The organism is Pseudomonas sp. SDI (genome assembly GCF_003105155.1).
In the GTDB taxonomy this organism is placed as follows: domain Bacteria; phylum Pseudomonadota; class Gammaproteobacteria; order Pseudomonadales; family Pseudomonadaceae; genus Aquipseudomonas.
On sequence record NZ_QETK01000003.1, the window covers coordinates 13,736 to 37,017 of the forward strand.

The following is a 23,282-nucleotide window of genomic DNA, read 5'->3' on the forward strand; positions in this document are numbered from 1 at the left end:
CAAGCTATAAAGACGCCCTCCCCTGCCCCCCGGAAGCCCGCACACCATGGCCAAAGCCAGTACCCCTGCCGACAGCAACGGCAAACAGAAGGTCCGCTCGGCAGAGGTCGGCACCGACATCCTCAAGGCCCTGGCCCAGCTGTCGCCGGCCACCTCGCTGTCGCGCCTGGCCGAGCACGTGCAGATGCCGGCGAGCAAGGTTCACCGTTATTTGCAGGCGTTGATCGCCAGTGGCTTCGCCGAGCAGAACCCGGCCACCAACCACTATGGCCTGGGCCGCGAGGCCTTGCGCGTGGGGCTGGCGGCGCTGGGCGGGATGGATGTGCTGAAGGTTGCGGCACTGCCAATGTCGCAGTTGCGCGACGAACTGAACGAAAGCTGCTTCATCGCCGTGTGGGGCAACCAGGGCGCGACCGTGGTAAGCATCGAGCCGGCGGTGCGCGCGGTGACCGTAGTGACACAGATCGGCTCGGTGCTGCCACTGCTCAGCTCGTCCACCGGGCTGGTGTTCGGCGCTTACCTGCCGACGCGGGAAACCCTGGAGCTGCGTGACGCCGAGCTGGCCGTCCTCGGCCAGCCGGCCAGCCAGTACGACACGCTGTTCGCGCAGATCCGCGCGCGCGGCCTGCACCATGTGCATGGCTTGCTGATGCCGGGGGTGGATGCGCTGTCGGCGCCGGTGTTCAACGCCATGGGGCAGATTGCGGCGGTAATCACCGTGGTCGGCCCGACGTCGATCTTTCATGCCGACGAACAGGGCCCGGCAGCGCAGCAGCTACTGGCGGCGGCACAGGCGATCAGTTGGCGAATGGGCTATGAAGCAGCGCCATGACCCAATTTGGTGCACTGTTACTGCGGACGCAACAGTGAATGTCACAAAGGGCTATTTTTCTGACGTGGTGGACTGACTATTCTTACCTGGCTTGCAGCGAACAGCCTTTCGCGGAGCACAGGCCGACGGTTCTGGCTGTTTAATGTCTGGTTAATACTCTCCCCCTAGAGTCCTCCCCTGACACGCTGGATCGTCGCCCTTCAGGTTCACCGACGTTGATTTTGAAGCTCCTTGATCTACGTCTTACTTGGCCGCTGCTCTGCAGCGGCCTTTTTTATGCGCGGGATTCAAGGGCCTCATCGCGGGCTGAATTCACTGCCGAACTTTCTGCAAATTCGCCATCATCTGCCCCAACGCCTCCAGGCTGTCGCGCGGATGCAGTGCGCCCTCGAAGTCGCCGATCTGCGCCCAGTTCGCCGCCACATCCTCGACGCTGAACCCGGCCTGCGGATCGAACCCCACGCCCAGGCTGCGTTCCCAGCGCGTCTTGCCGATCCAGCCACCGCCCACTTCGAACAACTGCCCGGTGTCCTCGCACTGCGCGCTGCCCAGGTACACCACCAGCGGGCTGATCAGCTCCGGTTTCAGCTGCTCGAACACCTGCGGAGGAATCAGCCCCTCGGTCATCCGCGTGCCGCCGGTCGGGGCAATCGCGTTGACCAGAATGCCGTGCTTGCGCCCTTCCAGCGCCAGCGTGCGGGTCAGCCCGTACAGGCCCAGCTTGGCCATGCCGTAGTTGGCCTGGCCAAAGTTGCCGTAGATACCCGAGGTGGAACTGGTAAAGATCACCCGGCCGAAGTTCTGCTCGCGCAGGTGTGGCCAGGCCGCACGGGTGAGCTTGTACGCACCTTCGACATGCACCTGGTAGACCTGACCCCAATCGGCGTCTTCCATCTTGTGGAAGGTCTTGTCGCGCAGGATCCCGGCGTTGTTCACCAGTACGTCGACCCGGCCGAATTCATCCAGCGCCTGCTCGACGATACGCTGCCCGTCGGTCACCGAATCATGGTTGGCCACGGCCGTGCCGCCCGCGTCACGGATCTGCGCCACCACCCGGTCGGCCGCCGAGGCGCTGGCGCCTTCGCCATGGGTGGAGCCGCCCAGGTCGTTGACCAGCACCTTGGCCCCATGCTGCGCGAACAACAGCGCATGCGCGCGCCCAAGGCCACCGCCGGCCCCCGTGACAATCACCACTCTATCTTCCAGACGCACCGAATCGGTCATCGCAGATCTCCACCAAGGCAAAGGGAACAGGCAAGCAGTGTCGGCCAGCGCCCGGCCCCGGGCAATCAACCGGGGGGGCGCTGAATGGCAGGCAATAAGGCAGCGGGATGGTCAGGACCAGGCCACTTTCTGCAAAAGACCGGGCAGCGGCTGTTGCCGGAACGCCAGGTAGTGACGCAGCACCTGTACCGGCGCCTCGGTATGCGGGTAATGCCCGATGCCTTGCAACAACACCGTGTCGGGGTTGGGCACCAGTTGCTGGTAACGCTCGACCATATGCGCGCCGGACACCGGGTCCAACGCACCATTGATGAAGCGTAGCGGGACGTCGCCGACCTGCAAGGCGCCAACCCAGCGCTCGCGCTGGGCGACCCGCTCCGGCAGGTAGCCGATCAGCTTGTGCAGGATCCGGTTGCCGCGGTTCGACGCCACCAGGCTCCAGTAGTCGTCCAGCGCGCTTTCGCTCGGATGGGTGCACGGCCCGTAGACCTGGCTGACATTGCGCACCAGGTCGTCGCGGCCGAACGAACGCGCCACCAGCCAGCCCAGCGGGCCGAGCAGCAGCTTCTGGATCAGCAAGGTGCGGTGCGCTTCGGGGAACAGCCCGGCATTGAGGAAGGCGCAACTGCCGATCTGCGCACGCCCTTCGTGGTGACGGGCGAGCAGTTCCTGAGCAACCGTGGCGCCGTAGTCATGCCCAAGCAGATGCACCGGCTCGGTGATGTCCAGGTGTTGCAGCAGTGCCTGCAGCAGGTCGGCCTGTTCGAGCAGGCTGTAGTCATGCTGTGGCGGCTTGGCCGAATCGCCAAAACCGAGCATGTCGCAGGCAATCAGGCGAAAGCGCTGGGCCAGGGGTTGCCACAGGTAATGCCAGTCCCAACTCGCCGTCGGGAACCCGTGGATCAAAAGCAGTGGCGCTCCTTGCCCTGCGCTCCAATAACGAATGCTCTGGTTGCGGAAGGTAAAACTCAGACCCCGGGTCCGCCAGACGCAGAGTGGAATCTCGGCCAGTGGCATCACAGGTTTCTCGGTTGGTGGGCGGTTCGACTGCTGTTGTCGCTCACGGTATTGGCTGTGGTCATTGCGATCACCCGGGCACTTGGACGTGCTCTCTGGCGATCAGTCTAGTCGCCTCGCCCGGCAGCGTGAGTTGCGTTGGCAGCCAGCTTGCTGACCGAGCGAGTCAGACAGAGAAAACCTACAGCGGGGCTGCCAACAGCGGCGACAACAGGTAGCCCCCGGTGCGCCGGTACAGCCAGCGGCTAGCGAGGTAGGCCAGTACGGTCAGCGCCAGCCAGAACAGCGGCTGATCAGCCCTTCAGGGCGCCCGCAAACTCGGCCAGCCAAGGCTCGGCGTCGGTTTCCGGGGTCACGGTTTCGCTGGCGTCCAGGCGCAGCATCGGCAGCACTTCGTGCAGGCCCAGCTCGGCGAACAGCTCGCGCAGTTGCTCGCCGCCGCCGCAGAAGGTGTCGCCGTAGCTCGAATCGCCGAGGCCGATCACCGCCCCCGGCAGGCCGCGCCAGGCCGCCGGCAGCACGTCGCGGATTTCGCTGAACAGCGGCATCAGGCTGTCCGGCAGCTCACCCATGCCGGTGGTCGAGGTAACGGCGAGGAAAGCTTGCGGGGCGAAGCCCTGGAGGTCCTGCAAAGTGGCACGGGCGGCGTGCCAGGCTTCGAAACCAGCGGCCTTGAGCAGCACTTCGGCATGGCGGGCAACTTCGTCGGCGGTACCGTAAACCGACCCGGAGAGGATGACGACTTTCATAGCGGATTCCGAAACTGAGTAAAAGCGTAGGATACTAGCACCCGAGGCTGGCAAAAGGCCTTATCGGCTAATGTCCAATGCTCTAGAATCGCCTCGGCGTGTTTAATCCTCCCCTCACCGGTGCGGTTCGATGATCAACGCTACATTGCTGCAACGCATGGTTGACGCCTCCAACGACGGCATCGTGGTCGCCGAGCAGGAAGGCGATGACGACACCATCCTGATCTACGTGAACCCGGCGTTCGAGCGGCTATCCGGTTATCAGGCCAACGATATCCTCTACCGCGATTGCCGTTTTTTGCAGGGCGACGACCGCGACCAGCCGGCCCGCGCACGGATCCGCGAGGCGTTGCAGCGTGGCGAGCCGTGCCGCGAAGTGCTGCGCAACTACCGCAAGGACGGCAGCCGGTTCTGGAACGAGCTGTCGATCACTCCGGTGTTCAACGAAGGCGACAACCTGACCTATTTCATCGGGGTGCAGAAGGACGTGAGTAGACAGGTGGCCACGGAACAGCGTGTGGCAGAGCTGGAACAGCGCCTCGCCGCCGCCCAGGCGCGGATCGCTGCGCTGGAAAACGACCAACGGTCCTAACAAACCGACGAAACTGTTGTCCACCACCGTGACAAGTGCGCATCTCCTGATTTACATCGAGTTCGATCATGCAAGCAGACGCCCTCCTTACCCAGGATGAGCTGGACTTCATTAAAACCATGCACCGCTCGCCGCAGCTGAACCTGGCCGATGCCACGTCGAGCCTGCGGCTCAATGGCGGCACCCAGGTGCAGGAGCTGCTGACCCGGCTGATCGCTCAGGAACAGGTGACATTGCAGGCGCAGTTCGAAAACCAGCAGATGAGCTTCCCGCTGCAACTGATCGAAGACGAATTCCATGCCGTGCACCTGAGACTCGGTGCCCCGAGCATTTTCGAGGATGGGCCGATGATGCGCCCCTGGCGCCTGACCCTCGACACCCCAATCGCACTGGAAGACGAGCTGGGCCTGAGCACCGAGCTGAAGGTGCGCGAAATTTCCTTCAAGGGGGTGCTGCTGGAACTGCCAGACGACCGCGAACCGCCGAAGACCTTCAGCCTGTTCTTCGCCCCCGGCGGCGATGCCCCGATTGCCTTGCAGGGCACCCTGCAACGGCGCACGGCGGCCGGCCTGGCGGCCTACCGACTGAGCCAGCGGCACAGCGACGAGATCGAGCGGCTACGCCAGTACATCCTGCAACAACACCGTCGCGCCCATCCCGAACTGCACCAGGACTGAACCCGCTCAGCTGTCCAGGTGCCCGGCCAGGTATTGCTGCAGACGCCGGCGCATCAGCCGACCTTCACTGCCCAGGCAGGCGATTTGTGAATTGATCAGGGTGTCCTGCGCCAGGTCCGAAGCCTCCCCGGCGAACAGCAACGCGCAATCCAGGCCCATCGCCAGCCGCACCATACGCTTGGGCAGGTCGGCCGCTGGCGGGTGATTGGAGTACAGCACCAACGCATGCGGCGCCATGCGCTCGCACACCAGGCTCAATTCTTCCAGTGGCTGCCCCAGCGCCAGCACCGTAACAGCGATGTCGCTGCTGCCGAGCATCAGCGCCGCCACCAGCAGTTCCAGCTCGCGGCACTGGCCAGGGATGGCCGCAATCACCACGCCGATTTCCTGCCGATCACGGGCCAACTGCAAACGCTGGGCGACCCGCGCGCGCAAAAAGCCATCGAGGAACAGCCATTCGCTGACCCGGCCGAAACCGTCGTGTGCGGTGCGCAGTGCCTGCCATACCGGCATCAGGATGTCCTGGAACACCACCACCTGTGGATAACTGGCGAAGACCTGGCCGTATACGGTTTCCAGCCGGCGTTCGTCGAACGCGCTGACCGCCACGCGCACCTGCGCCTGCCACTGTGCCCAGTCGTCGGGGACGGGCTCGGCAAGCGGCTCCTTGAGGCGGTGGTGCTTGGCAAGGATGCGGCCAACCTTGCTCACCGCAACCCCGCGCTCGATCCAGCCGAGGATGTTGCGTACCTCTTCGATATCGGTCTGCGAGTACAACCGGTGCCCACTTTCGGTGCGCGTGGGCTGAATCAGCCCATAACGGCGCTCCCAGGCCCGCAGCGTGACCGGGTTGATGCCGGTCAGACGCGCCACTTCGCGAATGGGAAACAGCTCCTCATGCGCGAGGGCATCGTGGTCCTGGGAGGCAGAAGTAGGTTCGTTCATCGCCGCAAAAGCCGTATTTCCAAGGGTGAATGGCGATTCTACCGCGCAAAGCTGAAACGTCACCAACGCTTGTTGGGCGAGTAGTTGCACCAGCACTGACGAGTCAGGTTAATTGCGGAATAATCCTTGCTTGCTATCCGACGTTGCCCACTACCCCAGGCGACGTTTCATGGGCGCGCTTACCCGCAGCGCCCATCAGTCAGGAGATACACGATGTCTACCCCTCCCGTTACCCTGATGGTCGCGCGCCGCGTCGCCGATGGCCGTTATCAGGACCTCATGGCCTGGTTGCACGAAGGCGAGCAACTGGCCACCGACTTTCCCGGCTACCTCGGCTCCGGGGTGCTGGCCCCGCCACCGGGTGGCGACGAGTGCCAGATCATTTTCCGCTTTGTCGACGAGAAAACCCTGCACGCCTGGGAGTTCTCCGCCTCACGCAGCGCCTGGCTGGCGCGCGGCAACGGCCTGTTCCAGCAGCCTTCGGAGCACCGTGTGAGCGGCATCGACGGCTGGTTCGGCAGCCACCCGGCCCAGCGCCCGCCGCGCTGGAAGCAAGCGGTAGCGATCTGGCTGGCGTTCTTCCCGGTATCGCTGGCGTTCAACCTGCTGTTCGGCCACTGGCTGGCCGAACTGAGCCTGCTGCCACGGGTACTGCTCAGTACCCTGGGGCTGACGCCGTTGATGGTGTATTTATTCATTCCCCTGTCCACCCGCTGCCTGGCCGGCTGGCTTAACGCCAGCCCGCCAACGCCGCTAGCGCCCGGCGAACGCCTGGCCAGCCGCTAGGGCCTGCGCGGGGCGGCCAACGGCGCAGAGTTCGGGTATGCTGAGGCAACCCATGCGAATCTCTGAAGTTGACCGTCCACTACATGAACAGCCCAATTCTAGTTACCGGGGCCAGCCAGCGAGTCGGGCTGGCCCTGGCCCTCAAACTGGCGCAGGCCGGCCATACGGTCGTCAGCGCCAGCCGCAGCAAAAGCGCTGAAGCGCCGCACCCGAACATCATCCAGTTCCAGGCCGACCTGTGCAGCGAGCCCGACCGCCTGGCCCTGATCGAGCACCTGCGCAGCCACTACGATGGCCTGCGGGCGATCATCCACAACGCCTCGCTGTGGCTCGACGACGACCTGGCCAACCTGAACACCATGTTCAAGCTGCATGTCGAAGCCCCGTACCACCTGAACCTGGCGCTGGGCGAGCAGCTGCTGAAGCTGGAGAAGTCCGACATCATCCACATCTGCGACGAAACCTCCTCGCGTGGCAGCAAGAGCCATATCGGCTATGCCGCAACCAAGGCGGCGCTGCAGAACATGGTGTTGTCGTTTGCCGAGAAGTACGCGCCGAGCGTGCGGGTGAACGCCATTCTGCCGGGCTTGCTGATGTTCAAGGAGGACGGTGACGACGCGTACCGTCGGCAAACCTTGAAGAAGGCCTTGCTGGAGTTCGAGCCGGGTGCCGCGCCGCTGATCGAAGCGGTGATGTTCCTGCTCGAAAGCCAGTACAGCACCGGCAGCAACGTGGTCATCAATGGTGGCCGGCACCTGAAGAACCGAATTGCTGCATCGTGATCCCAGTCGTTTTGCCGAGAGAAGCCTCATGACCCCGCAAGAACAACTCGAACTTGAAGCCGCTGCGTTCCGCCGCCTGGTGGAGCACCTGCGCACGCGTACCGATGTGCAGAACATCGACCTGATGAACCTGTCCGGGTTCTGCCGCAACTGCTTGTCCAAGTGGTACAAGGCGGCGGCAGACGAACGGCAGGTCGAGGTGAGCCTCGATGAGGCGCGTGAAAGGGTCTACGGCATGCCTTATGACCAGTGGAAGAGCCACTACCAGAAAGAAGCGAGCGCCGAGCAGCAAGCGGCGTTTGCCAAAGGAAAGCCAAATGACTGATCTGAATACCCTGCGTTCCAGCCTGGCCAGTGGCGCGCATCTGTTTGCCGACACCCTGGCCTTTGTTGCCGAGCATTACGCTTACCAGCCACAGGCGTTCAACAATGGGGGGGTGGAAAATGCTGCCGGGCAGAACGAGGGCTCGTGCAAGACCCTGGCGCTGGCACTGCTGGAGGGCTTGAGCGACGCGCAGGCCTTGCTGGCGTTTGGCGAGCATTACCGTTCGGTGCTGGCGACGCCTGAAGGCAGCGACCATGGCAATATTCGGGCGCTGATGGTGCATGGCTTGGCCGGGGTCAAGTTCGCCGGGCAGGCGCTTTCGCCTAAGGCCTGAAAACATCGCTGTGTAGGCGCTGGCTTGCCTGCGCCTACAGGTTACGCAGTGCGTCCGACCATGAGGCCACCACCCCGTTGCGCAACCAAGCCAATGCCATCCGAAATAACCCAGCAAGCGCTCCACCACAGCCACTGTGCCAAACGGATCGTCGCTCAAGCTGATCGCCAAGCACCGAGGGCGGCATTGATGATCACCAGCGATCGGGCCGGATCGGCCAACGCGTGGCCCCAGAAAAACCCGCCCAGGCTGTAACCATCGGCGCCGATCAACGCCTGCGGGCTCATGGCTGTGCGTCTGGCCTTGGCAAGGTAAAGCTGAATTCACTGCCCTGCCCCGGCTCGCTCGCGGCCGTCATCGCGCCGCCGTGGGCCTTGATGATCCCCTGCGAGATGTACAAGCCCAGCCCGGTGCCGGTCGGGTTGCCCTCGCGCGCGGTCCAGTAACGGTCGAACACATGCGGCAATTGCTCGGCCGGGATGCCCTGGCCGGTGTCGCGTACGCTGAACACGATCTGCTCGCCGTCAGACATCGCCACGACGCCCACGCGGCCCTCGGCCGGGGTGAACTTGATCGCATTGCCGACCAGGTTCGACAGCACCTGGAACAGACGCTCCGGGTCGGCATGGATCACCAGCCCCGGCTCGGCATGGAACGACAGCTCCACCGACTTGTTCAACGCCAGCGGCGCGAGCAAGGTGTAGGCCTCCTCGAAGATATGGCCGACATCCAGTGGCTGCGGGCTGATGCTGTAGCGCCCGGCCTCGATGCGCGAGGTGTCGAGCAGGTCGTCGAGCAGCACGTTCATCCGGCTGGTGGCCTGCTGCAGGGTGCTGATCGCCGAGGTAATCCGCCGCGAGGCGTTCGAGCCATCGGAGCTGAACGATTTCTGCATCATGCCGCAGAGCATCGAGATCACTGTCATCGGGTTGCGTAGGTCATGCGAGACCACCGCCACCAGCTCGTCGCGGGCGCGCACTGCCGCCTGCTCCTTGAGCACCTGGCGCGCCAGGTCGAACTCCAGCGCCGAGCGGCGCAGGTCATTGGCGGCGAACTGGTCGCCATGCTGCCACTTGCGTGAAATGCCCTGCATTTCGACCTTCCAGATCTCGAACGACGTGCGCGGACGCAAACGCAGGCCGGTTTCGGACGTTTCCAGTTGCAGCGGCTTGCTCGGGTCGCCGCTCCAATTGATGGTGTCCTTCACCTCCGGGCGGAACCAGAGAATGCCGTTATCCACCGGTTTGGGCAGGGTGAAGGCCAGTACGCCGCTGGCAATCGCCGGGAACCCGGCCGCCGACGGATACACCCGGCTCAAGGCATGCGTGGCAAACACCGACTTACCCTGCGCGGTGATCCACTGGTGCAGCGCGCGAATCTGCTGCGGGCTCGGGCATTGGCCGGCAGTGTGCAACTGCTGGTCGTCGATGATCGCCACCCCGCCCGCGCCGACCAGCGCCATCAGCAGCTCGGGCCGCGCGGCCAAGCCATCGAACACCGACCCCTCTTCGGCTGCCATTGCCGCAACGAGCTGCTCCAGCGCATCGAGTTTTTCTTCGCGCTGCGCCGCCAACTGCAGCGACTCCAGCGCGCTGATCTGCAACGACAGCACCTGGCCGATGGTCTTGCAGGCGCTGCGCATTTCGCTCGGCACATGCAGCGGCTGGCGGTGGCCGCAACTGATCAGGCCCCAGAGCTTGCCGCCCTTGAGCAGGGAAATGCTCATCGACGACAGCACGCCCATGTTCTGCATGTACTGGCAGTGAATCGGCGACACGCTGCGCAGAGCAGCGAAACTCAGGTCGAGCGGTGCCTGGCTATCCGGGCGCAGGGTCGGCACCAGCGGCACCGGCTGGTACGCAGCGTTGGGGATGATCCGCAACCAGTTGCTCTGGTACAGCTGGCGCGCCTGCTGGGGGATGTCCGAGGCCGGGAAGAACAGCCCCTTGAACAGCTCCATGCCCGGCGACGAGGCCTCGGCCATCACCTGACCGTGGCCCTCCTCTTCGAAACGGTAGATCAGCACCCGGTCGTAACCGGTCATGCGCTGGATCTCGCGGACACTGGCGTCGTACAGCTCATCCAGGCTTTTTGTCGCCTGCAAGCGCTGCAGCAAGCGGCTCAGAGGGCCTTGTTGATCGCCGACCGTGCGTGCGCGCACTTCCATCTCAAGGATCAGCAGGCCCTGATGGCGGTGCACGAAACCTTCGAATTCGGTGCTGTTGACCTTCATCGCCAGCGGCATCAGCTCGTCCAGCTGGTCGGCCTCGACCTGCTGGCGCACCGCCTTGGCCAGGCGCGGGCCGATCACCGCGTTGAGGGTTTTGCCGAGCACTTGCGCGGCCTCCAGACCGAGCAGTTGGCCGACGTTCGCGCTGACCTGCTGCACTTCGAAATTCGGCTCACTGAGGGTCAGCAGCACGCCGTGTGGCTGGATCGCCCCTGGGTACTGGATCGGCTCGTTGGCGCAGTTGGCCAGCAGTTGTTCGAAGGCCTGGTCGGTGCCGTCAGTCATAGCAATACCTCTTGCGCGTCGAGCCAGCGCTCGAAGCTTGAAAATGTATCGATGGCGGCCGCGACCACCACCTCATGCTGTTGCGGCCGGGTTACCGCCGAGGCTAGAAACCCGAGGAAACTGCGCCACAGCGGCCCGGTTGCCTGACCATAGACATCGAGAAATGCCCCGCCGTTGCCAGCATCGATGTGCAAACGTTCGGCCATGGCCCGTTTCAGCACCTGACCGCCCAGCGTAGCGCCTTCGATCACATACATCGCGCCGAGCGCCGAATCCTCGCAGCGGATTAGCGGGATGACCTCACAGCGCGGCAAGGCGGCGATCTGCGCCGGCGCCAGGCCGAGCGCTTGCAGGTCGCGGATCAGCGTTGGGGTCTTGGCCCGCCGGGCAGGGTCGAGCGCGCCGACGTGGGCGGCCAGGGCCTGCTCCAGCGGCGCATGAAAGCCGTAGTAGGCCATCAATAGTCGCCGGTAATAGTCGCGGTCCAACTGCGCGGAAAAGAATGGCAGTCGGGCTTCGAGGCGCCGGTGCAGGTCGGCCGTGCCGAGGCGCAGGGCGGCAAGGATGGCGGGTACGGCATTTCCGGCCTCTGGGGGCATTCGGCAGTCTCTGGTCGAGAAGAAGGCAGCACCCCGGCGTGCCGGACACGCAGGAGCGCCAATGGGGATTCATCCTACAGCAAAGTCGAAAAAGCGAAATTTGACCCGCAGCAAATGCCTACGCCTGCAAGCTTGCCTGCAACCACTCGCTAAACAAGCGGGTGAGCGGGTCGTGTTCGCTGTCTCGATGGATCAGACACGCCCAGTTCGGCCCACGCACACGCTGCTCGACCAACGCTAGCAAACGTCCTTCGTCGTGCGCCTGTTGCGCCAGCAAACGGCTGACCAGGGCAATGCCCAACCCGCTGCAGGCGGCGTCGAGCAGCAGGCCGGGGTCGGAGAAGTTCAGCCCGTGGCTGCGCTGGCCGACCTCCGCACCGCCCTCCACCAGCCAATGGCTCCAATCCATTTCCCGCTCGCCATGCAAGGTGGTGCGCTGCTCGGGCGGCTGTGCCAGCACATCGGGGTGCGCGGCCGGGTACAGCTGGTCGCTGTGCAGCACTTTATAGCTGCACTCGGCCTGGGCGCTGAGGTCGTCGCGGATTGCCAGGTCGATGGTCTGGGTGGCCATGTCCGGCGGCTCGAACGAGGTGAACAGCCACAGGTCGACCTCCGGGTGCTGACGGTGGAAGTCGCCGAGGCGCGGCAGCAACCAGTGCCGCGAGAACGCCGGGGTGGTGTTGACCACCAACTGGTTGGGTTTGCGGTACTGCTCCAGCCGGCGAATGCCCACGGCCAGCTGTTGCAGCATCGATTGCGTGGTGCTGAGCAGGTCGTGGCCGGCGTCGGTGAGGCTGACGCTGCGCCCGCTGCGGTAGAACAGCGGCTGTTCGAGGAAGGTTTCCAGGCTGCGAATCTGCTGGCTGATGGCCGACTGGGTCAGGTGCAGTTCCTGCGCCGCCTGGTGAAAACTGCCCAGCCGCGCCGCCGCTTCGAAGCCACGCAGGGCATTCAGGGGTGGCCAGTGCTTTAGCATTATCGATAAGCCCGTCTAATCAGAAGTACGCTAAATCTATCGTTTGTTGTGCCGATTTCAAATGCCTAGCATTGGTTTTAGTAAGTTCCCCCGTTGTTTCAGTGAACACATTTACTTAACTGAAAGGCAGAAACCCATGCAGCTGAACGAATCGCGTACTCCCATGTGGCAGATGCCGGCCGAATGGGCCGAGCATGCCGCGACCTGGATGGTCTGGCCGCACAACAAGACGTTGTGGGAGTCGGGCTGGGGCGTGACCCTGCCACAGGTACAAGAAGACTTCGCCCGCGTGGCCAATGCCATCGCCCGCTTCGAGCCGGTGAAACTGGTGGTCGATCCGTCTGCCGTGGCCAGCGCCCTGGCGCTGTGCGGGCCGAACGTGAGCCTGGTGCCGCTGCCGGTGAACGACAGCTGGTGCCGCGACTCCGGCCCAAGCTTCGTCTGCCACCCGGAGCGAGGCCTGGCCGGGGTCAGCTGGCGCTTCAACGCCTGGGGCGGCAAATCCGCCTTCGACCTCGATGAAGGCCTGGCCCGCCGCGTGCTCAACGGCCTCGGCATCGACTGCTTCGGTACTGCCCTGAGCAACGAAGGCGGCGCCATCCATGTGGACGGCGAAGGCACGCTGATCACCACCGAATCGGTGCTGCTCAACCCCAACCGCAACCCGGGCCTGAGCAAGGCCGAGATGGAAGCGATCTTCAGCCGCCTGCTGGGCGTGAAGAAAACCATTTGGCTACCCGGCGACCCGGACTACGTCACCGGCGACATGACCGACGGCCACGTCGATGGCGTGTGTGCGTTCGTGCGCCCCGGCGTGCTACTGGTCGACGCAACCCACGACACACACTCGGTGTACGCCGAAGTGGTTCGCGAGAACCGCCGCGCCCTAGCACTGGCCTCCGATGCCAAGGGCCGTAGCTTCGAGCTGATCGACCTGTACGAAGCGACCGACGCGGTGGACACCGACGCCGAAGTGTTCTGTGCGTCCTACACCAACTTCTACCTGTGCAACGGCGCCGTGATCATGCCGGCCTACGGCATCCCCGCCGACCAGGCGGCGGCCGACGTGCTGGCCGGGGCCTTCCCGGGGCGTGAGATCGTACCGGTGCGGATCAACCACCTGGCCCATGGCGGCGGTGGCATTCACTGCATCACTCAGCAACAGCCGGCCTGGCCGCTGAACGGGGTGCACGCATGAGCCTGCTGACCGTCGCCACCACGCAGATGCCGTGCAGTTGGGCGCTGAGCCGCAACCTCGATCAGGCCGAGCAACTGGTCCGCGAAGCGGCGGCCTAGGGCGCGCAGGTGATCCTCTTGCAGGAACTGTTTGCCACACCGTATTTCTGCATCGAGCAGGAGCACAAACACCTCGCCCTGGCCGAGGAGTACCGTGACAGCCGCGTGCTGGCCCGCTTCGCCGCACTGGCCCGCGAGCTGTCGGTGGTGCTGCCGCTGAGCTGGTACGAGCGCGCCGGCAACGCCTTCTTCAACTCGCTGAGCGTCGCCGATGCCGATGGCCGCTTGCTCGGGGTGTACCGCAAGACGCACATCCCCAACGCCATCGGCTATCAGGAGAAGGAATACTTCAGCCCCGGCGACACCGGCTTCCGCGTCTGGGACACCGCCTACGGCCGCCTTGGCGTCGGCATCTGCTGGGACCAGTGGTTTCCCGAAACCGCCCGCTGCATGGCACTGATGGGGGCCGAAGTGCTGCTATACCCGACCGCCATCGGCTCGGAGCCGGGCGATGCCACCTTGGATTCGCGCGATCACTGGCAAATGGCAATGCGCGGCCATGCCGCAGCCAACCTGCTGCCGGTAGTGGCCTCGAACCGCATTGGCCGCGAAACCGCGACCACCGACCCGCAGTTGCAGATGGACTTCTACGGCTCGTCGTTCATCAGCGACCACAAGGGCAAGCTGCTCGCCGAGGCCGACCGCCACCACAGCGGCGTCCAGTTGGTGACCCTGGACCTGGAAGCGCTGGCCGCTGACCGCCTGAGCTGGGGCGTGTACCGCGACCGGCGGCCGGACATGTACGGTGCGCTGATGAGCCTCGATGGCCGCGCGCAGCACAGCCAACGCACGATTCGGGAGGTGTGAGATGAACGCGACGGGAACATTCGCCCGCTGCCTGCTGGGCCTGGCCCTGGGCAGTGCGCTGCTGACGGCGCAAGCCGAGGACAAGACCCTGCGGCTATACAACTGGGCCGACTACTTTGCCGAAGACACCCTGTCGCGCTTCAGCGCCGAAACCGGGATCAAGGTGATCTACGACGTGATGGACGGCAGCGAGGTGCTGGAGGCCAAGCTGATGACCAGCGGCAGCGGCTACGACCTGATCTTCCCTGGCGACACCGTGGCCGAACGGCTGATGCGCGCCGGCAGCTTGCAAACGCTGGACCCGAGCAAGATCGGCGCCCTGGCCGACATCGAGCCGGGCCTGCAGAAGCTGCGCACGCACTACCCGCATTCGGCCCAGGCCACCGTGCCCTACACCTGGGGCACCATCGGCCTGACCTACAACGACGAGCAGATCCGCAAGCGCATGCCGGACGCGCCGGTGAACAGCCTCGACCTGCTGTTCAAGCCGGCGCTGGCGGCCAGGTTCGCCGACTGCGGCATCTCGATGATCGACTCGCCGGACGAAGTACTGGCCGTGGTGCTCAACTACCTCGGTCGCGAGCCGCGCAGTGCGAAGAAGGAAGACCTGGCCGCGGCCAGCGAGCTGCTGCTGAAGATTCGTCCATTTGTGCGCAAGTTCCAGTCGCAGCCGGTCACCGACCTGGTCAACGGCAACCTGTGCCTGTCGCTGGGCTACAGCGGCGACATGACCCAGGCCCAGCGCGCCGCCGACGCTGCCGGCAAGCCGGTGAAGTTCGAATACCGGGTGGCGCAGGAAGGCACCACGGTGTGGATGGACAACATGGCGATCCCGGTGGACGCTAAACACCCGGAGTATGCCTACGCCTTCATCAACTTCGTGATGCGCCCGGAAAACATGGCGGCGATCAGCAACTTCACCGGCTACCCGACGTCCAGCGCCAAGGCGCGGCCGAGCGTCGACCCGATGATGCGCAACAACCCGGACATCTACCTCGACGAAGCCAGCTTCAGCCGACTGATTCCGGGCAAGGACATCCCCCAGGCCGACATGCGTGCACGCATGCGCACCTGGACTAAATTCAAGACCGCTACTGGGCAGTAATTGCCCTTCAGAGATAGACCGATATGTCTACACGTCGCCACTTCATCAAACAGGTCTCGGTGGTTGCCGGCATGGGCGTCGTGGCCTCCATGGGCTTGAACTCGCCGTTGCTGCGTGCCGCCGAAGCGGCGGGCTGGCGGATGCCCGACGAGGGCGACCGGCAGGAACGTGCGTTCATCAGCTTTGCTGCCCAGGCGGCCATCTGGGAAGACTTCACCAATGACGTACAGAAGGCCCAGGGGCGGATCGCCAAGGCCATCGCCGCGTACCAGCCGGTGACGGTGTTCTGCCGCCCGGACGAACGCGAGGATGCCGAGTACTACTGCGGCAGCCACAACGTCACGTTCGTTGAAACCCGCCTGGACGATATCTGGATGCGCGACATCGGCGCCAACTTCGTCCACAACGGCGAGGGCGGTCTGGCCGCGGTCGATTTCAACTTCAATGGCTGGGGCGGCAAGCAGCAGCACAGCGACGACGCCAAGCTGGCCGCGCTGGTCTGCAAGACCGCCGGCGTTGCGCGCGAGCGCAGCGAACTGGTCGGCGAAGGCGGCGGCATCGAAGTGGATGGCCACGGCACCGGGATCATGACCGAGAGCTGTTGGATCAACAGCAACCGCAACCCCGGCTGGAGCAAAGCCGATGTCGAGGCCGAGCTGAAGGCCCAGCTGGGTTTGCGCAAGATCATCTGGTTGCCGGGGATCAAGGGCAAGGACATCACCGATGCCCACGTCGACTTCTATGCGCGCTTCGTCAAGCCGGGAGTGGTGATTGCCAACCTGGACACCGACCCGCGCTCCTACGACAAGACGGTCACCGAGGAGCACCTGAAGATCCTGCGCAGCGCCACCGATGCCGATGGCCGGCCGCTGACCGTGCACACCGTGTCGCCACCGCTGAAGCCGCGGCGCAGCAAGTTCAACCAGGACAACCCGGACTTTGCCGCAGGGTACATCAACTACTTCGTGATCAATGGCGCGGTGATTGCGCCGGAGTTCGGCGATACCGAGGCCGACAACAAGGCCTTCGACTTGCTGACCAAGCTGTACCCGGACCGGGAGATCGTCCAGCTGAACATCGACGCCATTGCCGCAGGCGGCGGCGGGATTCACTGCGTGACCCATCAGCAGCCGTGGCTGGGCTGAGGGCGCCCTGGCGTGATCGCGGCGTTGCGCGCAGTATGCCGGGCTTGATGCTCAGGAGCGGTGAAGGGTGAACGACGTGCTTGCGGGAAGCTGCCTGTGTGGGGCGGTGGGGTTTGAACTGTTGTCGCTGCCCAAGGCGGTTGCCCATTGCCATTGCCGCCAGTGCCAGAAGGGCCATGGCGCGGCGTTTGCCAGCTATGGCAGCGTGCCGCGCAGCGACCTGCGGCTGCTGCGGGGGCTGGAGAGCCTGACCGGCTATGCGTCGTCGCCCGGGGTGTTGCGGCAGTTTTGTGCCGCGTGCGGGGCGTCGTTGTTCTGGTCCCGCAGCGCCGGGGAGCATGCGGACTGGGTGTCGGTGGCGTTGAGCGCGCTGGATGACGCGTTCGTGCCGGGCAAGCAGCAGCATATTTATGTGGAGTCCAGGGCGCCGTGGTGCGGGGTGGGGTTGTAAACACCCGGAAACGCTTGTGCTGGAATGCGTTGTGGCCCGCCTGGTGCGGGCTTTTTTGTGTCTGGGGGGAAAGATTTCGACACGAAGCGCATTGGCCAAATTCAGTCATGCCCTCCAGGCTCTGGCTTATGAACATGCACTGGAAGGAATAGTACGCACTCCACGGAATGGAACATCGAACACACCGATGAGTTTGAACACGGGTGGAACCGGTTGAGCGAGGGCTATCAGGAAGACATCACCGCCTACGTCAGCCTGTTGGAGGAACGCGGGCCACAGTTGCCGTATCCGTATTGCAGTCGCGTCTTTGGCTCGCGTCACGAGCACATGCGCGAGTTGCGGGTACAGAGTGCGGGGCGGCCATTGCGGGTTTACTACGCCTTCGACCCCGAGCGATCGGCGATCCTGCTGATGGGTGGAGAGAAAACTGGCGACGGTCGTTTCTACCTGCGAATGACACCGCTTGCCGACCGCCTGTACGACGAACACAGTGAAGCCTTGAAGAACGAGAAACAGGGGTAAGCCTCATGCCGAACAAAAAGACCTTCGCCACCTTGCGCGAACAGATGACACCGCAAGCCCGGTAACGCAGCGCGCAGAAGGCCGCGGCCCTGCGTCAGGAGATGGACCTTACCGAGCTGCGCAAGGCCCGCCAGCGTTCACAGGAGGCGCTGGCTACGCAGTTGCACAGTGAAGATCAAACAGTTTTCCGAGATCGAAGTGCTGGCGTAAGGGGTTGAGCGCTGGCCTTGCCGGGTAGCTTTCTGTGCCCCCCAAAAAAGTTGAACCGCCCCGTCATATCCGGTGAAAAAGTTGAATTCATCGGACATTGGGTGAGGCGCACCATGCGAGTCGGCAGTCAGGCCGCATCAATATTTATGGAGCGGCCCTGTGCTTGCAGAGTGGTGAAAAACTTCACTCAGCGATCACCGCCCTGCACTCGCTCGTCCTGCGGCATCAACCTGCCACAGTGCTCAGCAGTCAGCCGACTAATGATCCGAATCGCCTGATGAATCCCCACTGTGCTACGAAAGCTCAGTTGAGGATTGTGCTCACACTCCAGCAATTCATCCTGTTGCACCAACGCCTCACCAAGCAGCTCAAGGGTCCAGGCGTAGCGCTGGACGGTAGACAAGCGCTCATGCTCAGTCATGCGAACGTCCTCGTTCCAACTTGGAATGAGCTTGCGTGCAGATGGGCCGCAGATGCTCAGAGGAAGACACCGTCGAATCACCGGGGTGGCGAGCGGATACGAGGATCCTGCTCAGAATGCGAATGGGCATGCATGAGACTCCAAGTTTTTGATTTGGAGCTACCACGATCCTTCCTACGGGATTGGGTGGCAGCTGTGTATGGGGTAGGAATACCGGGAAACTTGGAACCCGGCCAGGCCGAAGCCTGCCCACACACAGCCGCCATAACACATCGCAGCGGGCACAAAAAAAGCGCCAACTGTGGTGATGGGGCGCCGAGTGCGTGCGCCAAGTTTACCAGCAGGTTCCTACACCTGATCGCAGATTTTGCTGCGACCTGAGGAATCTATCCCCACGGAGAAGCACTCCGCAAGCGCGAAGGCAGTGGGAAAATTCCCAAACAACTGAAGGAAGGAAGCGCAAGCAGTCGACCCGCCGAAAATCGACCTGAACAGAAACAACAAAGCCCGCACTAGGCGGGCTTTGCGGGGTGTTTCGTAGACAGTCATAGACTGCTAGAAACTGTTCTCTGGTGCCGGAGACAGGAATCGAACCTGCGACCTTCGCGTTACGAGTGCGCTGCTCTACCGACTGAGCTACACCGGCGTGGCGACAACGCTACCACTGCCGCCGCGCCGACGCAAATCACTGTTTCACAACACCTATTAGACCCGTGATATCAAGGCGCCGCACAGCCCGCCGGGGCCAGGTCGGCTTCGATATCGGTGCTGCAGGCCCAGCCCGTTGCCGAGCGGGTCAGGGTCAAGACCTTGCCCGCCACCGGCGCCGGCGCATCCACCAAAGTACAGGCCAACGTACCCGCGCCACTGGCCGCCACGCCACTCGCGACGATGGTGCAATTGGCCGTGCTGTCCTTGCCGCCCAACGCCGCCACACTGACCACGTCCTGGCCCTGGGTCAGGCGCACTTCGAACGCTGTCTTCAACGCCGAAATCTCCGCCAGGCCCGCCGTGGCCTTGGCCCGCGCCTGGTGGTTGGTGTACATGGGCATGGCGATGGTCGCCAGGATGCCGATGATCGCCACAACGATCATCAATTCAATCAACGTAATGCCGCGTTGCCCTTTCATGGACGCACTTCCTCGTTTGCCAAAACCTTCTAATCCCACCTCAGGCCACCCCTGCTCGGCAGGCGCGCCAGTAGGCCCCAACAGACACCTTTTGTCACCCTGCGCTTCGCAATACGGCAATCTGGCTCGACTACTCTAGTGCTCAGCCGCCGGCCTCGCCCGCCCCAAGCTGTTTCCAGTTTTGTGACCGTCAACCGCCACAAGGAAGTCGCGATGACCACCAAGACCCGCACCTACACCTGGCAAGGCATCGACCGCCACGGCGCCCGCATCAGCGGCGTCCACGACGGGCAAAGCCCGGCACTGATCAAGGCCCTGCTGCGCCGCCGCGGCATCCGCCCCCTGCACGTCGCCCTGAAGCGCTCGTTCAGCCCGCCACTACCGACAACACTCAACACCCGCGATCTCACCGCCTTCAGCCGCCAGCTCGCCACCCTGTTCCAGGCCGGCATCCCGCTGCTGCAAGGCTTCGATATCATCGCCGAAGGCGCCAGCAACCCTGCCCTGCAACGCCTGATCGGCGCGCTGAAAACCGATATCGGCGCCGGCTGCAGCCTGGCCGAAGCGCTACGCAAGCAGCCCCGGCATTTCGACGCGTTGTACTGCAACCTGATCGCCGTCGGCGAGCTCAGCGGCCGCCTCGACAGCCTGCTCGACGAACTGGCGACCCTTCAGGAGAAACGCGAAGCCCTGCACAGACGCCTGAAAAAAGCCATGACCTATCCGCTGCTGGTGCTGCTGGTCGGTTTCGGTGTGGCCGCTCTGCTTCTGCTCAAGGTGGTGCCGCAGTTCGAAAGCCTGTTCGCCGGCTTCGGGGCGCAGTTGCCAGCGTTCACCCAGGCCGTGATTCACCTGGCCGACTGGTTCGGTAACAACCTCCTGCCGTTGCTCGGGGTGCTCGTCGGCGCAGGCATGGGCGCCCGGCAAGCGTACCGCCGCCGCCCGGCCTTTCGCCTGTGGGCCCTGCAACAGGCGTTGCGCCTGCCGGTTGCCGGCGCCCTGCTGCGTCACGCCGCCATGGCCAGGTTTGCGCGCACCCTGGCCACCGCCTTCGCTGCCGGCGTGCCATTGCTGGAGGCACTCGGGCCGGTGGCCAATGCCTGCGGCAACGCCGTCTACGAACAGGCCATCCAGCGCCTGCGCCAGGCCCTGGCCAGCGGCAGCTCGCTGAGCGCGGCGATGCGCGCCAACCCGCTGTTCCCGCCGCTGAGTGTGCAGATGTGCGGCATTGGCGAGACTTCCGGCACGCTGGACGATATGCTCAAGCGCATCGCCGATCACCACGAACAAGCCGTCGACCAGCAGCTCGATCAACTGGCCAGCCTGCTCGAACCAATGATCGTGCTGATCCTCGGGCTGCTGGTCGGCAGCCTGGTGATCGCCATGTACCTGCCGATCTTCACACTGGGCGACGTGATCTGAACATGAACCTGTTGCACTTCCTCGCCAGCCAACCGCTGGCCTACCTGATCGCCGCGACCCTGCTCGGGCTGATCGTCGGCAGCTTTCTCAATGTGCTGGTGCACCGCTTGCCAGTGATGATGAACCGCCAGTGGCGCGACGAAGCCCGCGAAGCACTTGAACTGCCGGCGCACACCGAGCCACGCTTCGACCTGTTCCTGCCCGCCTCGCGCTGCCCGCATTGCCAGCACCAGATCCGCGCCTGGGAAAACATCCCGCTGCTTAGCTACCTGTGCCTGCGCGGGCGCTGCGCCAGCTGCAAAACCCCGATCAGCCCGCGCTACCCACTGGTGGAACTGGCCGGCGCCGGCCTCGCCCTGTTCGCCGCCTGGCATTTCGGTTTCAGCGCCAGCGCCGGCGTATTGATGCTGCTGAGCTGGGGCCTGCTGTCGCTGAGCCTGATCGACATCGAGCACCAGTTGCTGCCCGATGTGCTGGTGCTGCCGCTGCTCTGGCTCGGGCTGATCGTCAACGCCTTCGGCCTGTTCGTGCCGCTGCAAGACGCCGTCTGGGGCGCCGTGTTCGGCTACCTGAGCCTGTGGTCGGTGTTCTGGCTGTTCAAGCTGGTCACCGGCAAGGACGGCATGGGCTACGGCGATTTCAAGCTGCTGGCGCTGCTCGGCGCCTGGGGCGGCTGGCAGATCCTGCCGCTGACCCTGCTGCTGGCGTCGCTGGTCGGTGCGCTGCTGGGGCTGATCATGATGCGCTGGCGCGGTCAGCGCGCGAGCACACCCATCCCCTTTGGTCCCTATCTGGCCATCGCGGGCTGGATCGCGCTGCTCTGGGGTGGTCAAATAACCACTTTCTACCTGCAGCCTGGATTTTAATGACGACGCCCGCCTTCACCCCCTGGATTCTCGGCCTCACCGGCGGCATCGGCAGCGGCAAGAGCGCCGCCGCCCAGCGCTTTGTCGAGCTGGGCGTGCACCTGGTCGACGCCGACCAGGCCGCGCGCTGGGTGGTCGAGCCCGGTCGCCCGGCCCTGGCCAGCATCGTCGAGCGCTTTGGGGTCGGAGTGCTGCAAAGCGACGGCCAGCTCGACCGCGCAGCGCTGCGCCAACTGATCTTCGCCGATCCCGAGCAGCGGCGCTGGCTGGAGGCGCTGCTGCACCCGCTGATCGGCCAGGAAATCTTCAACTGCCTGGCCAAGGCCGAATCGCCCTACGCAGTGTTCGTCTCGCCGCTGATGATCGAATCAGGCCAATACCGGCGCACCGATCGCCTTCTGGTTATCGACGCCCCCCAGGCCCTGCAGATAGAACGTACCTTGCAGCGCGACCAGACCAGCCCCGAGCAGGTGCAGGCGATTCTCGCGGCCCAGACCAGCCGCGAGGAACGCCTGCGTCATGCGCACGATGTGCTGGTCAACGACCGCGACCTTGACTGGCTGCGCGCCGAGGTCGACCGCCTGCACACCTTCTACCTGACTTTACGAGGAGGCCAGCCATGAGCCAGCCGATGACCGTTGACTGCCCGACCTGCGGCGCCCCTGTGGAATGGAGCGCGGCCAGCCCGTTCCGGCCGTTCTGCTCCGACCGCTGCAAACTGATCGACCTCGGCGCCTGGGCTGCCGAGGAGCACAAGATTCCGGTGGCGCCGGATGCCGAGGACGAGCTGTTCTCTGGCGAGCTCGACCCGCGTCACTAAGGCTCGTCGTCCTTCCACGGGGCCTGCAGGTAGCGGGTCCGGTTGAAGGTTTCCAGCCATTCCGGGCAAAACACCACCAGTGCGCTGATCACCATGCCGTTGATGAAGGCTTCGGGGAAAATGATCAGCCACAGGTAACCGACAAAGTCCTCCAGCCATTCCGGCATCGCGAACAGCCCGTCGGCCCAGAGCAGGCCGAGGCTGGCCAGCAGGCACAGCAAGGCGGCCAGCGCAGCGGCAAAGAACCCCGAACAGAAGATATAGACGAAGAGGTTTTTCGGCTGCGCGCGTTCCACCAGGAGCGCGCAGGTTTCGGTCACCAGCACCGGTAACGCGATCAGCAACAGGCCGTTGACGCCCATGGCCATGGCGTCCTGGCGGCCGAGGGCGACCAGCCCGAGCTGGGCGATCAGGCCCCCGACCAGCGCCAGCGGCCAGTCCAGAATCAGGGTGACGGCGGTCATGCCGATGAAGTGGTAGGAGACCCCGGTGTCGAAATCGCGGCGTACCAGCCACAGGGCAAACAGGGCGAACACGGTGCCGAACAGCAGGTGCTGGCGCCGGCGGTCGGCAAACAGCTCCAGCCACGGCGAACGCCAGAGGGCCCAGGCGAGCAACGGTACGTAAGCCAGCCAGCCAAGAACCAGGGTGTGGTCAGACAAGACTTGAGCGCCAATCACGGTGCGACCTTCTGTTGGAGGTTTGTGGCAAGTCTACACCTCTGAGTCTGGCGG

The 23,282-nt window shown here is 64.2% G+C and carries 27 protein-coding genes, 1 tRNA gene and 2 pseudogenes; 17 read left to right on the top strand and 13 right to left on the bottom strand.

All coding sequences use genetic code 11. From position 1 onward, the window contains the following. Positions 1–46: 46 nt before the first annotated feature. Positions 47–832: an IclR family transcriptional regulator gene (locus DCO48_RS02475; protein ID WP_116549036.1), complete on the top strand. Its 786-nt coding sequence runs from the start codon at positions 47–49 to the stop codon at positions 830–832. Between the two features lie 312 nt (positions 833–1,144). On the opposite strand, the gene DCO48_RS02480 is transcribed toward DCO48_RS02475, so the two are convergent. The 4 genes and pseudogenes from DCO48_RS02480 to DCO48_RS02495 all read right to left on the bottom strand — a co-directional run bounded on the left by DCO48_RS02480 (position 1,145) and on the right by DCO48_RS02495 (position 3,822). Next, complete coding sequence (locus DCO48_RS02480; protein WP_116549037.1) at positions 1,145–2,056, bottom strand: SDR family oxidoreductase; 912 nt, start codon at positions 2,054–2,056, stop codon at positions 1,145–1,147. Between the two features lie 111 nt (positions 2,057–2,167). Next, entirely contained in the window at positions 2,168–3,073 is a 906-nt protein-coding gene (locus DCO48_RS02485; protein WP_116549038.1) for an alpha/beta fold hydrolase, read from the bottom strand. A 184-nt stretch (positions 3,074–3,257) separates the two neighbouring features. After that, positions 3,258–3,359, bottom strand: a pseudogene (locus tag DCO48_RS02490) (LrgB family protein); the annotation flags it as partial. A 7-nt stretch (positions 3,360–3,366) separates the two neighbouring features. Continuing rightward, entirely contained in the window at positions 3,367–3,822 is a 456-nt protein-coding gene (locus DCO48_RS02495) for a flavodoxin (RefSeq protein WP_116549039.1), read from the bottom strand. A 130-nt stretch (positions 3,823–3,952) separates the two neighbouring features. Here DCO48_RS02495 and DCO48_RS02500 point away from each other — a divergent pair, with 130 nt between their 5' ends. After that, positions 3,953–4,414 carry a PAS domain-containing protein gene (locus DCO48_RS02500; RefSeq protein WP_116549040.1) on the top strand — a complete coding sequence of 154 codons (462 nt, stop codon included), beginning with the start codon at positions 3,953–3,955 and terminating at the stop codon, positions 4,412–4,414. A 68-nt stretch (positions 4,415–4,482) separates the two neighbouring features. Further along, the gene (locus tag DCO48_RS02505; protein WP_116549041.1) at positions 4,483–5,091 is read left to right on the top strand and encodes a hypothetical protein; all 609 of its coding nucleotides are present in this window, start codon (positions 4,483–4,485) and stop codon (positions 5,089–5,091) included. A 6-nt stretch (positions 5,092–5,097) separates the two neighbouring features. Here DCO48_RS02505 and DCO48_RS02510 read toward each other — a convergent pair whose 3' ends face one another. After that, positions 5,098–6,036, bottom strand: coding sequence for a MerR family transcriptional regulator (locus DCO48_RS02510; RefSeq protein ID WP_116549042.1), 939 nt, complete (start codon positions 6,034–6,036; stop codon positions 5,098–5,100). 213 nt (positions 6,037–6,249) lie between these two features. Here DCO48_RS02510 and DCO48_RS02515 point away from each other — a divergent pair, with 213 nt between their 5' ends. The 4 genes from DCO48_RS02515 to DCO48_RS02530 all read left to right on the top strand — a co-directional run bounded on the left by DCO48_RS02515 (position 6,250) and on the right by DCO48_RS02530 (position 8,263). Continuing rightward, a complete protein-coding gene (locus DCO48_RS02515) occupies positions 6,250–6,822 on the top strand; it encodes an antibiotic biosynthesis monooxygenase (RefSeq protein WP_116549043.1) in 573 nt (190 codons plus the stop codon). An 83-nt stretch (positions 6,823–6,905) separates the two neighbouring features. Beyond that, positions 6,906–7,604, top strand: coding sequence for a dihydromonapterin reductase (gene folM, locus DCO48_RS02520; protein WP_116549044.1), 699 nt, complete (start codon positions 6,906–6,908; stop codon positions 7,602–7,604). Between the two features lie 28 nt (positions 7,605–7,632). After that, complete coding sequence (locus DCO48_RS02525) at positions 7,633–7,929, top strand: DUF1244 domain-containing protein (protein ID WP_116549045.1); 297 nt, start codon at positions 7,633–7,635, stop codon at positions 7,927–7,929. Next, entirely contained in the window at positions 7,922–8,263 is a 342-nt protein-coding gene (locus tag DCO48_RS02530) for a HopJ type III effector protein (RefSeq protein ID WP_116549046.1), read from the top strand. The genes DCO48_RS02525 and DCO48_RS02530 overlap by 8 nt, the downstream gene beginning before the upstream one ends. A gap of 155 nt (positions 8,264–8,418) precedes the next feature. Here the strand turns inward: DCO48_RS02530 and DCO48_RS22875 are convergent, their stop codons facing one another. The 4 genes from DCO48_RS22875 to DCO48_RS02545 all read right to left on the bottom strand — a co-directional run bounded on the left by DCO48_RS22875 (position 8,419) and on the right by DCO48_RS02545 (position 12,353). Further along, entirely contained in the window at positions 8,419–8,550 is a 132-nt protein-coding gene (locus DCO48_RS22875) for a hypothetical protein (RefSeq protein WP_256583958.1), read from the bottom strand. Further along, complete coding sequence (locus DCO48_RS02535; RefSeq protein ID WP_116549047.1) at positions 8,547–10,778, bottom strand: ATP-binding protein; 2,232 nt, start codon at positions 10,776–10,778, stop codon at positions 8,547–8,549. Before DCO48_RS02535 ends, DCO48_RS22875 begins: the two co-directional genes overlap by 4 nt. Beyond that, on the bottom strand, positions 10,775–11,377 hold the full coding sequence (locus DCO48_RS02540; protein ID WP_116549048.1) for a biliverdin-producing heme oxygenase: 603 nt from the start codon (positions 11,375–11,377) through the stop codon (positions 10,775–10,777). The genes DCO48_RS02535 and DCO48_RS02540 overlap by 4 nt, the downstream gene beginning before the upstream one ends. A 118-nt stretch (positions 11,378–11,495) precedes the next feature. Beyond that, the gene (locus DCO48_RS02545) at positions 11,496–12,353 is read right to left on the bottom strand and encodes a LysR substrate-binding domain-containing protein (RefSeq protein WP_116549049.1); all 858 of its coding nucleotides are present in this window, start codon (positions 12,351–12,353) and stop codon (positions 11,496–11,498) included. A gap of 136 nt (positions 12,354–12,489) precedes the next feature. Between DCO48_RS02545 and DCO48_RS02550 the strand changes: the two genes are divergently transcribed. From DCO48_RS02550 to DCO48_RS02575, 6 genes and pseudogenes are all read left to right on the top strand, one after another. Further along, positions 12,490–13,551, top strand: a complete 1,062-nt coding sequence (locus tag DCO48_RS02550) for an agmatine/peptidylarginine deiminase (protein ID WP_116549050.1) — start codon at positions 12,490–12,492, stop codon at positions 13,549–13,551. After that, positions 13,548–14,456 (top strand): annotated as a pseudogene (aguB, locus tag DCO48_RS02555) (N-carbamoylputrescine amidase). Before DCO48_RS02550 ends, aguB begins: the two are co-directional and overlap by 4 nt. 1 nt (position 14,457) lies before the next feature. Beyond that, positions 14,458–15,561 carry an extracellular solute-binding protein gene (locus tag DCO48_RS02560; RefSeq protein WP_116549051.1) on the top strand — a complete coding sequence of 368 codons (1,104 nt, stop codon included), beginning with the start codon at positions 14,458–14,460 and terminating at the stop codon, positions 15,559–15,561. A 23-nt stretch (positions 15,562–15,584) separates the two neighbouring features. Further along, positions 15,585–16,706 (top strand): agmatine/peptidylarginine deiminase, encoded by a 1,122-nt coding sequence (locus tag DCO48_RS02565; RefSeq protein WP_116549052.1) that lies wholly within the window; start codon positions 15,585–15,587, stop codon positions 16,704–16,706. A 67-nt stretch (positions 16,707–16,773) separates the two neighbouring features. Next, complete coding sequence (locus DCO48_RS02570) at positions 16,774–17,157, top strand: GFA family protein (protein ID WP_256583951.1); 384 nt, start codon at positions 16,774–16,776, stop codon at positions 17,155–17,157. A gap of 213 nt (positions 17,158–17,370) precedes the next feature. Next, complete coding sequence (locus DCO48_RS02575) at positions 17,371–17,679, top strand: type II toxin-antitoxin system RelE/ParE family toxin (RefSeq protein ID WP_256583952.1); 309 nt, start codon at positions 17,371–17,373, stop codon at positions 17,677–17,679. Positions 17,680–18,076: 397 nt separating this feature from the next. On the opposite strand, the gene DCO48_RS02580 is transcribed toward DCO48_RS02575, so the two are convergent. The 3 genes from DCO48_RS02580 to DCO48_RS02590 form a co-directional block, all read right to left on the bottom strand. After that, positions 18,077–18,310 carry a hypothetical protein gene (locus tag DCO48_RS02580; protein WP_116549054.1) on the bottom strand — a complete coding sequence of 78 codons (234 nt, stop codon included), beginning with the start codon at positions 18,308–18,310 and terminating at the stop codon, positions 18,077–18,079. A 570-nt stretch (positions 18,311–18,880) separates the two neighbouring features. Beyond that, positions 18,881–18,956: transfer RNA gene (locus DCO48_RS02585), tRNA-Thr, on the bottom strand. Between the two features lie 73 nt (positions 18,957–19,029). After that, complete coding sequence (locus DCO48_RS02590; RefSeq protein WP_116549055.1) at positions 19,030–19,440, bottom strand: pilin; 411 nt, start codon at positions 19,438–19,440, stop codon at positions 19,030–19,032. A gap of 213 nt (positions 19,441–19,653) precedes the next feature. Here DCO48_RS02590 and DCO48_RS02595 point away from each other — a divergent pair, with 213 nt between their 5' ends. Genes DCO48_RS02595 through yacG form a run of 4 tightly spaced genes read left to right on the top strand, consistent with a single transcriptional unit; the run spans position 19,654 to position 22,548 of the window. Then, positions 19,654–20,862: a type II secretion system F family protein gene (locus DCO48_RS02595; RefSeq protein ID WP_116549056.1), complete on the top strand. Its 1,209-nt coding sequence runs from the start codon at positions 19,654–19,656 to the stop codon at positions 20,860–20,862. A gap of 2 nt (positions 20,863–20,864) precedes the next feature. Continuing rightward, the gene (locus DCO48_RS02600; protein ID WP_116549057.1) at positions 20,865–21,728 is read left to right on the top strand and encodes an A24 family peptidase; all 864 of its coding nucleotides are present in this window, start codon (positions 20,865–20,867) and stop codon (positions 21,726–21,728) included. Continuing rightward, complete coding sequence (coaE, locus tag DCO48_RS02605) at positions 21,728–22,351, top strand: dephospho-CoA kinase (RefSeq protein WP_116549058.1); 624 nt, start codon at positions 21,728–21,730, stop codon at positions 22,349–22,351. The genes DCO48_RS02600 and coaE overlap by 1 nt, the downstream gene beginning before the upstream one ends. After that, a complete protein-coding gene (gene yacG, locus DCO48_RS02610) occupies positions 22,348–22,548 on the top strand; it encodes a DNA gyrase inhibitor YacG (RefSeq protein ID WP_116549059.1) in 201 nt (66 codons plus the stop codon). Before coaE ends, yacG begins: the two co-directional genes overlap by 4 nt. Here the strand turns inward: yacG and DCO48_RS02615 are convergent. Next, positions 22,545–23,228, bottom strand: a complete 684-nt coding sequence (locus tag DCO48_RS02615; protein ID WP_116549060.1) for an energy-coupling factor ABC transporter permease — start codon at positions 23,226–23,228, stop codon at positions 22,545–22,547. The two genes, yacG and DCO48_RS02615, sit on opposite strands and share 4 nt — an antisense overlap. Positions 23,229–23,282 lie beyond the last annotated feature (54 nt).